A 13,625-nucleotide genomic window follows, 5' to 3' on the forward strand; every position below is an offset into this window, starting at 1 on the left:
AAAGGGCGGTGGGGGCGGGAACCCGCCCCCACGCCCTGCCTCACCGCCCGTTGAACGCGTCCTTCAGCCGGGAGAACAGGCCCTGCTGCCCGGGCTGGAACTGGCCCGTGGGCCGCTCCTCGCCCCGCAGCTTCGCCAGCTCGCGCAGCAGCCGCTCCTGCTCGGGGTCCAGCTTCGTCGGCGTCTGGACCTCGACGTGCACGATGAGGTCGCCGCGGCCGCCGCCCCGCAGGTGCGTGACGCCCCGGCCGTGCAGCGGGATCGACTGGCCGGACTGGGTGCCGGGCCGGATGTCGACCTCCTCCAGGCCGTCCAGCGTCTCCAGCGGCACCTTCGTGCCGAGGGACGCCGCGGTCATCGGGAGGGTGACCGTGCAGTGCAGGTCGTCACCGCGCCGCTGGAACTGCGCGTGCGGCACCTCGTGGATCTCGACGTACAGATCGCCGGCGGGACCGCCGCCGGGGCCGACCTCGCCCTCGCCCGCCAACTGGATGCGGGTGCCGTTGTCGACGCCGGCCGGGATCTTCACCGTCAGCGTGCGGCGCGAGCGGACCCGGCCGTCACCGGCGCACTCCGGGCACGGCGTCGGGACGACGGTGCCGAAGCCCTGGCACTGCGGGCACGGCCGCGAGGTCATGACCTGGCCGAGGAAGGACCGCGTCACCTGCGACACCTCGCCGCGGCCGCGGCACATGTCACACGTCTGGGCGGTGGTCCCCGGCGCCGCGCCCTCACCGCTGCACGTGGTGCAGACGATCGCCGTGTCGACCTGGATGTCCTTCGTCGTGCCGAAGGCGGCTTCCTCGAGGTCGATCTCCAGCCGGATCATCGCGTCCTGGCCGCGCCGGGTGCGCGAACGCGGGCCGCGCTGCGACGCCGTCCCGAAGAACGCGTCCATGATGTCCGAGAAGTTCCCGAAGCCGCCGGCCCCGAAGCCGCCGGCGCCACCGCCGCCCGACTGGGACAGCGGATCGCCGCCGAGGTCGTAGACCTGCTTCTTCTGCGGGTCCGACAGCACCTCGTAAGCGGCGTTGATCTCCTTGAACCGCTCCTGGGTCTTCGGATCCGGGTTGACGTCCGGGTGCAGCTCGCGCGCGAGCCGCCGGAAGGCCTTCTTGATCTCTTCCTGCGACGCGTCGCGGCGCACGCCGAGGACGGCGTAGTAGTCCGTGGCCACTCAGGACTCCGCCAGGATCTGTCCGACGTACCGTGCCACCGCTCGTACCGCTCCCATCGTTCCCGGGTAATCCATGCGGGTCGGTCCGACCACGCCGAGTTTGGCGACTGCCTCGCCGCCCGAACCGTAACCGACCGACACCACGGAAGTGGAGTTGAGCCCCTCGTGGGCGATCTCGTGACCGATGCGTACGGTCATGCCCGAATCCCCCGCCTCGCCAAGGAGCTTGAGGAGCACGACCTGCTCCTCGAGGGCCTCCAGGACGGGCCGGATGGTGAGGGGAAAGTCATGTCCGAAGCGGGTGAGATTGGCGGTGCCGCCGATCATCAGCCGCTCCTCGTTCTCCTCGACGAGCGTCTCCAGCAGGGTGGAGAGCACCGTCGTGACCGTGCCGCGGTCCTCCGCCTCGAAGGCTTCCGGCAGATCCTCCACCAGACGCGGCACGTCGGAGAACCGGCGGCCCGCCACCCGGCTGTTGAGCCGGGCGCGCAGATCCGCCAGCGAGGCCTCCCCGAAGGGCGCCGGGCAGTCCACCATCCGCTGCTCGACCCGCCCGGTGTCCGTGATCAGCACGAGCATCAGGCGCGCGGGCGCGAGCGAGAGAAGCTCCACGTGCCGCACGGTCGAGCGGGTCAGGGACGGGTACTGCACGACGGCGACCTGCCGGGTGAGCTGCGCGAGCAGCCGTACCGTGCGGGCCACGACGTCGTCGAGGTCGACGGCGCCGTCGAGGAAGTTCTGGATGGCCCGCCGCTCCGGACCGGTCATCGGCTTGACGCCGGCCAGCTTGTCGACGAACAGCCGGTAGCCCTTGTCCGTGGGGATGCGCCCGGCGCTGGTGTGCGGCTGGGCGATGTACCCCTCGTCCTCCAGGGCGGCCATGTCGTTGCGGACCGTCGCCGGGGACACGCCGAGGTTGTGCCGCTCGGTGAGCGCCTTGGACCCCACGGGCTCCTCGGTGCCGACGTAGTCCTGGACGATCGCGCGCAGCACCTGGAGCCTGCGTTCACTCAGCATCCGCGCGCACCTCCAGCATCTCGTCCCCAGTCCCCTGGTCGCCTCGCCTGGCACTCTTCACATCCGAGTGCCAGCGTTCCCCGGCCCAGTGTACGGCTGTGGGGTACACCCAGGGCAAGGTCGGTCCTTCGCGGGCCGTCGTCCAGCTAGCGTCGCGGTATGACGGTGACTTGGGAAGAGCTCGGATGGGAGCGGCTCGCGACCGGGGTCGGCCGGGTCCGGCTGCCGGGCTGGGACTGCACGGCGGGGCTGGTCGTCGGGGCGGGCGCGGTGCTGGTGATCGACGCGGGGTCCAGCTTGGCCGAGGGGGCGCGGCTGCGGGCGCAGGCCGAGGAGCTCACCGGGGCGCGTGTGACTCATCTCGCGCTCACCCACCCCCACTTCGACCACGTGTTCGGTGCGGGGGCCTTCGCGGGCGCGGAGGTCTACGGGGCCGTGGGCGTGGACTCCGTGCCGGGCGAGGAACTGCGGGCGGACGCGGTGCGCAACGGCTTGGACGAGACGGCGGCGACGGAGGCCGTGGACACCCTCGTCCGGCCCCGCCATCTGGTCTGCGGCGAGTGGACCCTCGACCTCGGCGAGGGCCGCCAGGTCCTGCTCGCCAACGTCGGCCCCGCCCACACCGCGCACGACCTCGTGGTCCTGGTCCCCGGAGCCCCGGGCTCACCGGAGGTGGTGTTCTGCGGCGACCTGGTCGAGGAGTCCGGCGAGCCGCAGGCCGGGCCCGACGCCGTTCCCTCCCACTGGCCCGCAGCCCTGGACCGCCTCCTGGACCTCGGCGGCGAGGACGCGGTCTACGTGCCCGGCCACGGCGCGGCGGTGGACGCGGCGTTCGTGCGTGCGCAACGCGACGCGCTGGCGACCCGTTTCGGCGTGTCGCACTGACCCTGCGCCCCCTCGCACCGGCTCTTCTCCTATCGTCATCCGAATGCGCCCACCCGTCTCCGGCCACCGCCCTTCCCCCGAAGGCCCCCCGGGCCCGCGCGCTCGTGGGTACTCCGCCGACCTGACCCCTCCCTGGAAGAAGCCGAAGCCCGTCCCCGAAGTGGCGGCGGAGCCCGGCCTGGTGGTGGAGGAGCCCGGCACCGGCTTCTGCGGCGCGGTGATCGGCTGCGAGGCGGGCACGGTGACGCTGGAGGACCGCTTCGGCAAGCACCGGGTCTTCCCGCTGGAGCCGAGGGGCTTCCTGCTGGAGGGCAGGGTGGTGACCCTCGTCAGACCCTCCTCGGGCCCCGCGCGTCCCGCCCGTACCGCCTCCGGCTCGGTCGCCGTCCCCGGCGCGCGCGCCCGGGTCGCCCGCGCCGGACGCATCTACGTCGAGGGCCGGCACGACGCCGAGCTGGTCGAGAAGGTGTGGGGCGACGACCTGCGCATCGAGGGCGTGGTGGTGGAGTACCTGGAGGGCGTCGACGACCTGCCGTCGATCGTCGCGGACTTCGCACCGGGGCCGGACGCACGGCTGGGGGTCCTGGTGGACCACCTGGTGCCGGGCACCAAGGAGTGGCGCATCGCCCGGTCGGTGACCAGCGAACACGCCCTGGTCGTCGGCCACCCCTACATCGACATCTGGGAAGCGGTGAAGCCGGCGGCCCTGGGCATCGACGGCTGGCCCCGCGTTCCGCACGGGCAGGACTGGAAGACGGGGGTGTGCCGGGCGCTGGGCTGGCCGTCGGAGAACACCGGGGCGGTGTGGCAGGCGATCCTGAAGCGGGTGGGCTCCTACAAGGACCTGGAGCCGGAGCTCCTGGGCCGGGTGGAGGAACTGATCGACTTCGTCACCGCCCCGGCCTAGCACGGCGGCGAGCCGCCCGGCGGGCCTCCTCTGCGGCAGGGCCTAGTCCACGAGGTCGCGGACCACCGCGTCGGCCAGCAGTCGGCCGCGCAGCGTCAGGACCGCCCGCCCCTCGCCGTACGCGTCCTCCTGGAGCAGGCCCTCTGCGAGCGCCCGCCGGGAGGCCGCGAGCCCCTGCTCCCTCAGCAGGTCCAGCGGCGCCCCGTCCCGAAGCCGCAGCTCCAGCAGGATCCGCTCGACCCGCCGGTCCTCGGCCGAGAGCAGCTCACGGCCGGCGCCCGGCGAGCGCCCGCCCGCGAGGGCCGCCGCGTACGCGCCCGGATGCTTCACGTTCCACCAGCGCACGCCGCCCACGTGCGAGTGCGCCCCAGGCCCCGCGCCCCACCAGTCGGCGCCGCGCCAGTACAGCTCGTTGTGGAGGCAGCGGCCCGCTTCCGAGGTGGCCCAGTTGGAGACCTCGTACCAGTCGTAGCCCGCCGCCGACATCACCTCGTCCGCGATCAGATAGCGGTCGGCGTGGACGTCGTCGTCCGTCATCGGCACCTCGCCGCGGCGAATGCGGCGGGCGAGCTGCGTGCCCTCCTCGACGATCAGGGCGTACGCCGAGACATGGTCGGGGCCCGCGCCCAGCGCCGCCTCCAGGGACGCCCGCCAGTCGTCGTCCGACTCGCCCGGGGTGCCGTAGATCAGGTCGAGGTTGACGTGTTCGAAGCCCGCGGCCCGCGCCTCCGCCACGCACGCCTCCGGCCGTCCCGGGGTGTGAGTGCGGTCGAGGACCTTCAGGACGTGCTGCCTGGCGCTCTGCATGCCGAAGGAGACCCGGTTGAAGCCGCCCTCGCGCAGGGTCGCCAGATACGCCGGGTCCACGGACTCCGGGTTCGCCTCCGTCGTCACCTCCGCGTCGGCCGCCAGCCCGAACTCGTCGCGGATCGCGCCCAGCATCCGCACGAGGTCGGACGCGCCCAGCAGGGTCGGGGTGCCGCCGCCGACGAAGACCGTGCGGACCTCGCGCGGGTCGTCGCCGAGGACCTTGCGGGCCAGCCGGACCTCGTCGATCAGGGTGTCGGCGTAGTTGTCGCGGGAGGCGAGGACACCACCGGTGCCGCGCAGCTCGGTCGCGGTGTAGGTGTTGAAGTCGCAGTACCCGCATCGGGTCGCGCAGTACGGGACGTGCAGATAGAACCCGAGGGGGCGGTCGGCGGCGCCGGCGAGCGCGTGCGCCGGAAGCGCGCCGTCGTCGGGGACCGGCTCGCCGTCGGGAAGTGCGGAAGGCATGTGGTCCATTGTCCCGTACGTCCGCACCGGCCCCGCGCCCTCGCCGCCCGCTCCGCGTTCTCCCGCCCGGGACAGCGGTCCGCTTTCGCGTTCCTTCCGCTCCTTCCGCCTCCGGACGGCGGTTCCGCCCTCTCAGGACAGCAGGTCCGCACCCAGGGGCCGCCCCGTGCTCGCCCCCGGCAGGACGTACGCCAGCGCCGAGCCCCGGGCCTCGACGAACCCGCTCAGGTCGTCCCGGGTGGCCATCCGCCGCTGGACCCGGGTGAACAGCGCCGGGTCCCGCATGAAGGCGAGGAACAGCAGGCCCTGGTCGGTGGGGCCGTCGGCGTAGGAGTAGCCGCGGCGCAGCATCCGGGCGCCGTCGTCGAGCCGGTGGCTGACGGTACCGACGTGGGAACGCGGCGGGGTGAGGTAGCGGCCCTGCGGGGACTTGGCGAGGACGTCGACGTCGGCGTCCTCGGGACCGCCCTGCAACGGGCCGCCTGTCGACCGGCGGCGGCCGATGATCTCCTCCTGGCGGTGCACGGCGAGCCGCGCGAAGTCCTCCACCCGCAGGTGGATGCGCCGCACGACGAGGTAGGTGGCGTCACCCGACCAGACCCAGCGCTCGCACTCCTCGGGGGTCGGATTGGCGCTGCCGTTCTTGAAGCCGAGCAGGTCGCGCGGGGTGCCGCCGCCGTCGGGGGACGGCGGCAGGAAGCCGGCCTGCCGCCAGCGCGGGCGCAGGGCGTCCCCGGCGAGCCGGGTCAGGGTGGCTGCGGTCTCCTCGGCGGCGTCGGAGGAGTCGGCGCACAGCTGCACGAGCACGTCGCCGCCGCAGCGGTCGGGGTCGAGCCGGTCGCCGGGGAAGGAGGGCAGTTCGCGCAGGGCGGCGGGGGTGGGCAGGCCGATGCGGGCGGGCAGCCGGGGGCCGACGCCGACCGTGGCGGTGAGCCGGTCCTCGCCGGAGCCGTCCGGTTCCAGCGTCTGAGCGAGGGCGTCGGTCCAGGCCGCGAACACCCCCTTCAGGGTCCGTGCGCCCGCCGTCCCGCTCAGGGCGGGATCGAGGTCGTAGGCCAGCAGCAGCGCGGTGGCCTGCTGCGGGCTCGTCACCCCGGCCTGGCGTACACCGTGGCGGCCGGGGCCGGGGCCTGGGCCGGGGGCGCCCTCCGGCGACGGACCGGCTTCACGGGTACAGGCGGTCACGGTCAGCCCGAGCCCCGCACCGGCGATCAGGACGCCTCGGCGAGTGGGCACGTCAGATGCGACATTCGTAGCCTTCGGCACGAACCGGACGATACATCCGTGGGGCACGGCCGCCCGCCTTCCCCCGCCCCGCCCCGCCGCCCACCCCTCGCCTGGCCGCCCCCGCGGCCGTCGCGCCGCCCGCCCGGCCGCGTTCGCCGTCACTCGCGAAGCGCTCGCCGCCCGGACGTCCGCCGATCACCCGGGCAGCCGCCCGCTACTCCGCCTGGAGTACCAGCAGCGCCAGGTCGTCCTCCGGCGGCTGCTCGCCGAAGGCGTGGACCAGGTCTCGGATCCGCTCGGCGATCAGGTCCGCGTGGAGCCCGGCACAGCCCGCCAGCGCGGCGGCGAGGCCGGCCTCGTCGTCGAACTGGCGGGAACCCGACCGCCGTTCCGTGACGCCGTCGGTGACGCACAGCAGACTGTCACCGGGCCGCAGCTCCAGGCTGTCGCACGTGTAGGTGACGTCCTCGATGACCCCGAGCAGGGTCTGCGGGTGAGCGGCCGTGGCGACCGAGCCGTCCGGACCGAGCAGCAGCGGCAACGGGTGCCCGGCGGAGGCCAGCGTGCAGCGCACGCCGCCCTCGAAGGGGGCCAGTTCGCCGTAGAGGAGGGACAGGAAGCGGGTCTGCGGGCCCTCGCCCGGTCCGGCGGGGCCCACGAAGGCCCGGGCGGCGGCGTCGGCGGCCTCGGTCGCGTCGTCGAGGAGAAGCTGGTTGAGACGGTCCAGGACGTCGGGCACGCCGTACCCCTCCCGGGCCAGCAGCCGCAGCCAGGGCCGGGCCAGGCCGATGACCACGGCCGCCTCCGGCCCCTTGCCCTGCACGTCGCCCACCGCGAAGCACCAGCGCCCGTCCCCCGCCGGGAACAGGTCGTAGAAGTCGCCGCTCGGCCCGCCCTGCTCGCGCGGCTCGTAGACGAGGGCGCTGCGCACACCGGGGATCTCCGCGACCGCGCCCGGCAGCAGTCCGCGCTGCAGGACGGCGCTGATGGTGGCCTGGCGGGCGTACTGACGGGCCGCGCCGATGGCCAGCGCCACCCGCCGCCCGAGGTCCTCGACGAGCCCGGTGACCTCGTCGGGGAAGACGATCAGTCCGGCCCGCCCGATGACCAGGATGCCCAGCGGGCGGCCGCCCGCGATCAGCCGGTAGGCGAGCGACGCGCCGCGCGGGCCGAGTGTCGCTCCGGGCCACGGAAACGGCTCGGGCCCTGAGCGCGGACCGCCGTCGGGCGGACACGGCGGGTCCTTCTCCAGTGCCCGGCGCAGTTCCTCGATGCGGTTCTCGCTGCTGTGCCAGACCCGGGCCAGCCGCGGCCCCGGCCCGTCGGCCCACTCGCGCCCGCTGACCTCGTCCTCCAGCCACACCGCACACCAGTCGGCGAGCCGCGGCACGATCAACTGGCCGGTCAGCGCGGCCACCAGATCCTCGTCGAGCTGCCCGGCGAGCAGGTCGGACGCCTCGGCGAGGAAGGACAGGGCGCCACGGTTGAGCCACTCCCGCTCCCCCCGTCCCACCGGCTGCGGCTCGGGGGCGCCGGCCTCCAGGAGACCCGCGGCGGTGGCCGGGTGAGCGTGGCCGAGACCGGAGAGGGCCCGATGCACGTGCCCACTGGGGGCCCGATGCACGTGCTCGTGCCCACTGGGGGCCCGGTGAGCGTGCTCGTGACCAGTGGGGGCCCGGTGAGCGTGCTCGTGACCAGTGGGGGCCCGGTGGCCGTTCTCGTCGGGGACGTGGTCGAGATCGAGGCCCAGGCCCAGGCCGGGTCCCATGCCGGGGCCGGGGTCGACATCCGGACCGGGGCCGGTGCTGGGGCCGGGGTGAGGACCGGGGCCGGAATGGAGGCCGGGGCCGGAATGGGGACCCGGATCGGAAGCGGGGCCGGAACCCGGGCCGGGATGGAGGTCGTCGGCGTACGGTTCGGCGGTCGGCAGCAGGCGTGCCCAGACCGTTTTCGTCCCCTTGCGGAACGTCACCCCCCAGGCGTCGGCGAGGGTGGCGACCAGACGCAGGCCGCGGCCGTACTCCGGTGTCTCGTACGGCGGCTCCGCGCCGCCGTCGCGCGGGGCGCGGGAGGGGTGGTGGTCGGCGACCTCGACGACGACCGCCGGGCCGCCGTCGGGCCGGCCGGGCTCCTCCTCCAGGCGGCACACCAGCTCAACGTCGGTGCCGGCGTGCACGACGGCGTTCGTGACGAGCTCGCTGACGACCAGTATCGCGTCCTGTGCGAGCCGCTCGCCGAGTTCCTCGGCGCCGGGCCGGCCGGGGCTCGCCCACTCCGTCAGCGTCGCGCGGACCAGGTCACGGGCGGCGCCGGGCGCGAGAGGGCTGCCGGCCAGGGTCGCGCGCGCGTGCGGGAGCCCGGGCGCATGCGGGAGCCCGGGCGTGTGCGCGGGCGCACCGCCGGTACGGGAGGCCGTCTCCCGTTGCGTCGGAATGGCCCCCATGCGCAGCTCCCCGGACGGTTCGGATGCCCACAGGGTGACAGACCGATCCCGGTCATGAGCGCTGGGTTACCGAAGTGGGCCGTCCGGGGCGAGAAGCGTGCTACGCATGTGTACGAGAGTGTTCGATGACGCACGGTTGAGGGGCGGAATCCGAGCATTCGGACTCCGCCCCGGCCCCGCGCCCCGTGTTACGCCTCGCGCGCTCCGGCGTACATCTCGTCGATGAGGTGCTTGTACTCCCGCTCCACGACCGGCCGCTTCAGCTTCAGGCTGGGCGTGATCTCGCCGTGCTCGACGTCGAGGTCGCGGGGCAGCAGCCGGAACTTCTTGATGGTCTGCCAGCGCTGGAGACCCTCGTTGAGCTGCTTGACGTAGCCGTCGACGAGCTCGACCGTCGCGGGCGCGGCGACGACCTCCGCGTACGACTTTCCGGCCAGGCCGTTCTCCTTGGCCCAGTCGAGGATCGACGGCTCGTCCAGCGCGATGAGCGCGGTGCAGAAGTTCCGGTCGGCGCCGTGCACCAGGATGTTGGAGACGTACGGGCACACCGCCTTGAACTGACCCTCGACCTCGGCGGGCGCGATGTACTTGCCGCCGGACGTCTTGATGAGGTCCTTCTTGCGGTCGGTGATCCGCAGGTACCCGTCGGGCGAGAGCTCACCGATGTCTCCGGTGTGGAACCAGCCGTCGGCCTCCAGCACCTCGGCGGTCTTCTCGGGGAGCCCGTGGTAGCCCTCCATGATGCCGGGGCCGCGCAGCAGGATCTCGCCGTCGTCGGCGATCCGCACCTCGGTGCCGGGCAGCGGCTTGCCGACCGTGCCGGTGCGGTATGCCTCGCCGGGGTTCACGAAGGAGGCGGCGGAGGACTCCGTCAGGCCGTAGCCCTCCAGGATGTGGATGCCGGCGCCGGAGAAGAAGTAGCCGATCTCCGGCGAGAGGGCGGCCGAGCCGGAGACGCAGGCGCGCAGGTTGCCGCCGAAGGCCTCGCGGATCTTGGCGAAGACCAGCGCGTCGGCGACCTTGTGCTTGGCGCCGAGCCCGAACGGGACGGACGCGGTGCCGGTGCGCCGGAAGTTGTCCTGCGCGGCCTTGGCGTAGTCACGGGAGACCTCTGCCGCCCACTGGAAGATCTTGTACTTGGCGCCGCCGCCCGCGCGGGCCTTGGCGGCGACCCCGTTGTAGACCTTCTCGAAGATGCGGGGCACGGCCGCCATGTAGGTGGGCTGGACGACCGGCAGATTCTCGATGATCTTGTCGACGCGGCCGTCGACGGCGGTGACGTGACCGACCTCGATCTGGCCGGAGGTCAGCACCTTGCCGAACACGTGCGCGAGCGGCAGCCAGAGGTACTGCACGTCCTCGGGGCCGACCAGGCCGGTCGCCGCGATCGCCTTCGCCATGTACGACCAGTTGTCGTGCGGGAGGCGCACGCCCTTGGGCCGGCCGGTGGTGCCGGAGGTGTAGATGAGGGTGGCGAGCTGGTCGGAGGTGATCGCGGCGACCCGCTCCTTGATCAGCCCGGGCTCCTTCTCCAGCCGGGCCGCGCCGCGCTTCTCCAGCTCGTCGAGGGTGAGGATCCAGTCGGCGGTCTCGACGCCGGCCGGGTCGATCACGATCACATGGGTGAGGGCGGGCAGCTCGGCCCGCTTCTCCACCGCCTTGGCGAGCTGGGCCGCGTCCTCGGCGATCAGCACCTTGCTCTCGGAGTCCGAGAGGATGAACGCCGACTCGTCGGCGTTGGTCTGCGGGTAGACCGTGGTCGTGGCGGCCCCGGCGCACATGATGCCGAGGTCGGCCAGGATCCACTCGAGCCGGGTCGAGGACGCCAGCGCCACGCGCTGCTCGGCCTGCACGCCCAGCTCGATGAGGCCGGCCGCGATCGCGTAGACCCGCTCGGCGGCCTGCGCCCAACTCAGTGACTTCCAGTCGTCGGGGCCCTCGCCGGACGCGACCGGCACCGGGTGCCGGTACGCCTCTGCGTCGGGCGTGGCCGCCACGCGCTCCAGGAAGAGGCCCGCGACGGACGGCGGACGGTTCTCGATCAGTGTCTGTGTGTCGCTCACGACATCCTCCGGGGCCCGCGGCGATGCGGCTGGCTCGTTGCGGCGTCGTTCGACGCGGCTGTTGTTGACGGCGGCTGTTGTTTAACTCACGAGTAACCACCGAGCAGGGATCAGAGTAGAGGGCGACTGGCCAGCGCGTAAGGGGCTCCGGACAGTCACTTTCTCCTGAATACAGGGACAGGGCCCGCCGCGCTCTCGCGCAACGGGCCCTGTATACCTGCGTCCAAGAGGGCTATTTCTTGCCCTTTCCGGATCCCGCGCTGTCGTCGCTGCTCAGGACGGCGATGAAGGCTTCCTGCGGAACCTCCACGGAACCCACCATCTTCATCCGCTTCTTGCCTTCCTTCTGCTTCTCCAGCAGCTTCCGCTTCCGGGAGATGTCACCGCCGTAGCACTTGGCGAGGACGTCCTTGCGGATGGCGCGGATGGTCTCGCGGGCGATGACCCGGGAGCCGACGGCCGCCTGGATGGGCACCTCGAAGGCCTGCCGCGGGATGAGCTCGCGCAACTTGGCGACCAGCCGCACACCGTAGGCGTACGCGGCGTCCTTGTGGGTGATCGCGGAGAAGGCGTCCACCTTGTCGCCGTGCAGCAGGATGTCGACCTTGACCAGGCTGGAGGTCTGCTCGCCGGTGGGCTCGTAGTCGAGCGAGGCGTAGCCGCGGGTCTTGGACTTCAGCTGGTCGAAGAAATCGAAGACGATCTCCGCGAGCGGGAGCGTGTAGCGGATCTCGACGCGGTCCTCGGAGAGGTAGTCCATGCCGAGCAGGACACCGCGCCGGGTCTGGCACAGCTCCATGATCGAGCCGATGAACTCGCTCGGCGCCAGGATGGTGGCGCGCACGACCGGCTCGTACACCTCCGCGATCTTCCCCTCGGGGAACTCGCTCGGGTTGGTGACGGTGTGCTCGGAGCCGTCCTCCATGACCACGCGGTAGACCACGTTCGGCGCGGTGGCGATGAGGTCGAGCCCGAACTCGCGCTCCAGCCGCTCCCGGATCACGTCGAGGTGCAGCAGGCCGAGGAAGCCGACGCGGAAGCCGAAGCCGAGGGCGGCGGACGTCTCCGGCTCGTAGACCAGCGCGGCGTCGTTGAGCTGCAGCTTGTCGAGAGCGTCACGCAGCTCGGGGTAGTCGGAGCCGTCGAGCGGATACAGACCCGAGAAGACCATCGGCTTCGGGTCCTTGTAGCCGCCGAGGGCCTCGGTCGCGCCCTTGTGCAGGGTGGTGATGGTGTCACCGACCTTGGACTGGCGGACGTCCTTCACACCGGTGATCAGATAGCCCACCTCGCCCACGCCGAGGCCGTCGGCGGGGAGCATCTCGGGCGAGTTGGTGCCGATCTCCAGCAGCTCGTGCGTGGCGTTCGTCGACATCATGCGGATGCGCTCGCGCTTGTTGAGCTGGCCGTCGATGACGCGGACGTACGTCACGACACCGCGGTAGGAGTCGTAGACCGAGTCGAAGATCATGGCGCGGGCGGGGGCGTCGGCGACGCCGACCGGGGCCGGGATCTCCTTGACCACCTTGTCGAGCAGCGCGTCGACGCCGAGACCGGTCTTGGCCGACACCCGCAGCACGTCGTCCGGGTCGCAGCCGACGAGGTTCGCGAGCTCCTCGGCGAACTTCTCGGGCTGCGCGGCCGGCAGGTCGATCTTGTTCAGCACGGGGATGATCGTGAGGTCGTTCTCCATCGCCAGGTACAGGTTGGCGAGGGTCTGGGCCTCGATGCCCTGGGCGGCGTCGACGAGGAGGACGGTGCCCTCGCAGGCCGCGAGCGATCGCGAGACCTCGTACGTGAAGTCGACGTGCCCCGGGGTGTCGATCATGTTGAGGATGTGCGTGTTGCCCGGATCCTGAGTCGGGGCCCAGGGCAGACGCACGGCCTGGGACTTGATCGTGATGCCGCGCTCGCGCTCGATGTCCATCCGGTCGAGGTACTGAGCACGCATCTGCCGCTGCTCGACCACGCCGGTCAGCTGGAGCATCCGGTCGGCGAGCGTGGACTTGCCGTGGTCGATGTGCGCGATGATGCAGAAATTGCGGATCAGAGCCGGGGCGGTACGGCTCGGCTCGGGCACATTCTTAGGGGTCGCGGGCACGCAGGGTCCTGTCTCTTGAGGCGCCTTATGCCTCGGGTCGGATCGATACGTAGGCTCCATGGTCCCACGGGCGGCGACCGGGGACCGGTTTGGGCCACTCGCCGGGCCACTGGTAGTCTGGGCAGCTGTGTCTCATGCCCTCTCAGCGCGAGGCACACCTCAGAAATCACCTGGCACGGGACCTCACGGCCCGCGCCTGAACCTGCAAAGGCTCATTCGTGGCGAACATCAAGTCCCAGATCAAGCGGATCAAGACCAACGAGAAGGCCCGGCTGCGCAACAAGGCCGTCAAGTCCTCCCTGAAGACCGCGATCCGCAAGGCCCGCGAGGCTGCTGCCGCGGGTGACGTCGAGAAGGCCACCGAGTACCAGCGCGCTGCCGCGCGTCAGCTCGACAAGGCCGTCTCGAAGGGCGTCATCCACAAGAACCAGGCCGCCAACAAGAAGTCGGCGCTTGCTTCCAAGGTCGAGACCCTCAAGGGCTGAACCCCTCAACTGATCTGACCGCCGGAGGGGTCCAGAGCGGGCCCT

Annotated in this window: 10 protein-coding genes; 3 read left to right on the forward strand and 7 right to left on the reverse strand. The window is 72.2% G+C overall.

Features of this window, described 5'->3' with window-relative positions; translation table 11 throughout:
* Positions 1-40: 40 nt before the first annotated feature.
* Complete coding sequence (dnaJ, locus tag ACZ7DE_RS06940; RefSeq protein ID WP_470758676.1) at positions 41-1,177, reverse strand: molecular chaperone DnaJ; 1,137 nt, start codon at positions 1,175-1,177, stop codon at positions 41-43.
* Complete coding sequence (gene hrcA, locus ACZ7DE_RS06945) at positions 1,178-2,194, reverse strand: heat-inducible transcriptional repressor HrcA (protein WP_470758677.1); 1,017 nt, start codon at positions 2,192-2,194, stop codon at positions 1,178-1,180.
* 159 nt (positions 2,195-2,353) lie between these two features.
* Here hrcA and ACZ7DE_RS06950 point away from each other — a divergent pair, with 159 nt between their 5' ends.
* The gene (locus ACZ7DE_RS06950) at positions 2,354-3,079 is read left to right on the forward strand and encodes an MBL fold metallo-hydrolase (protein ID WP_470758678.1); all 726 of its coding nucleotides are present in this window, start codon (positions 2,354-2,356) and stop codon (positions 3,077-3,079) included.
* 43 nt (positions 3,080-3,122) lie between these two features.
* Entirely contained in the window at positions 3,123-3,986 is an 864-nt protein-coding gene (locus tag ACZ7DE_RS06955) for a DUF3097 domain-containing protein (protein ID WP_470758679.1), read from the forward strand.
* A gap of 42 nt (positions 3,987-4,028) precedes the next feature.
* Here ACZ7DE_RS06955 and hemW read toward each other — a convergent pair whose 3' ends face one another.
* The 5 genes from hemW to lepA all read right to left on the reverse strand — a co-directional run bounded on the left by hemW (position 4,029) and on the right by lepA (position 13,095).
* Positions 4,029-5,261 (reverse strand): radical SAM family heme chaperone HemW, encoded by a 1,233-nt coding sequence (hemW, locus tag ACZ7DE_RS06960; protein WP_470758680.1) that lies wholly within the window; start codon positions 5,259-5,261, stop codon positions 4,029-4,031.
* Between the two features lie 132 nt (positions 5,262-5,393).
* Positions 5,394-6,353, reverse strand: coding sequence for a Dyp-type peroxidase (locus ACZ7DE_RS06965; RefSeq protein ID WP_470758681.1), 960 nt, complete (start codon positions 6,351-6,353; stop codon positions 5,394-5,396).
* A 349-nt stretch (positions 6,354-6,702) separates the two neighbouring features.
* The gene (locus ACZ7DE_RS06970; protein ID WP_470758682.1) at positions 6,703-8,931 is read right to left on the reverse strand and encodes a SpoIIE family protein phosphatase; all 2,229 of its coding nucleotides are present in this window, start codon (positions 8,929-8,931) and stop codon (positions 6,703-6,705) included.
* Positions 8,932-9,119: 188 nt separating this feature from the next.
* Positions 9,120-10,994 carry an AMP-dependent synthetase/ligase gene (locus ACZ7DE_RS06975; RefSeq protein WP_470758683.1) on the reverse strand — a complete coding sequence of 625 codons (1,875 nt, stop codon included), beginning with the start codon at positions 10,992-10,994 and terminating at the stop codon, positions 9,120-9,122.
* A gap of 232 nt (positions 10,995-11,226) precedes the next feature.
* Positions 11,227-13,095 carry a translation elongation factor 4 gene (gene lepA / locus ACZ7DE_RS06980; protein WP_470758684.1) on the reverse strand — a complete coding sequence of 623 codons (1,869 nt, stop codon included), beginning with the start codon at positions 13,093-13,095 and terminating at the stop codon, positions 11,227-11,229.
* Between the two features lie 218 nt (positions 13,096-13,313).
* Here lepA and rpsT point away from each other — a divergent pair, with 218 nt between their 5' ends.
* Positions 13,314-13,580 carry a 30S ribosomal protein S20 gene (gene rpsT, locus ACZ7DE_RS06985; RefSeq protein ID WP_020127768.1) on the forward strand — a complete coding sequence of 89 codons (267 nt, stop codon included), beginning with the start codon at positions 13,314-13,316 and terminating at the stop codon, positions 13,578-13,580.
* Positions 13,581-13,625: the final 45 nt, after the last annotated feature.

The organism is Streptomyces sp. NPDC037083 (assembly GCF_055606485.1).